A 549-nucleotide genomic window follows, 5' to 3' on the forward strand; every position below is an offset into this window, starting at 1 on the left:
CCTAATAGAATAGATGAGTGCTCACACAGATTGTCGTGATGGTTGTTAGACAATAAGAAGCAAATGAAAAAAGACGGTAAAAACTGACCGCACTTTTGATAAATCCTTATGGGTCTGTAGCTCAGGTGGTTAGAGCGCACCCCTGATAAGGGTGAGGTCGGTGGTTCAAGTCCACTCAGACCCACCACTCGAGCGAGTGACATAGGGATTAATGATTGGGGATATAGCTCAGCTGGGAGAGCGCCTGCCTTGCACGCAGGAGGTCAGCGGTTCGATCCCGCTTATCTCCACCAAATCATACCATTTAATAAAATCATTGCTAAGTATTCTCATATTACATAACCGAGTAAGAGAGAATATTTACCAATGATAATGAAAATTATCGAATTTGCTCTTTAACAATGTAAAAACAAGCTGAAAACTGAAGAGACTTTCAAGCTAATGAGGAAGTGGTAATCGTGATAGAACCATTTTCTAATTAAATTGAAAAAGTCTGAGTAAAAGACTTACTTGAACAAAAGCAAGTAAGCGTTCTCAACGAGAGAACAA

2 tRNA genes are annotated in these 549 nt (G+C 40.1%); both read left to right on the forward strand.

Annotated elements, in window-relative coordinates:
- Positions 1 to 110 precede the first annotated feature (110 nt).
- Positions 111 to 187: transfer RNA gene (locus tag ACLS0A_RS11000), tRNA-Ile, on the forward strand.
- A 30-nt stretch (positions 188 to 217) separates the two neighbouring features.
- Positions 218 to 293 (forward strand) — tRNA-Ala (locus tag ACLS0A_RS11005).
- The last annotated feature ends 256 nt before the right edge of the window (positions 294 to 549 follow it).

Origin of the sequence: Avibacterium volantium, assembly GCF_049366555.1 — a bacterium.
Taxonomy (GTDB): domain Bacteria; phylum Pseudomonadota; class Gammaproteobacteria; order Enterobacterales; family Pasteurellaceae; genus Avibacterium; species Avibacterium volantium_A.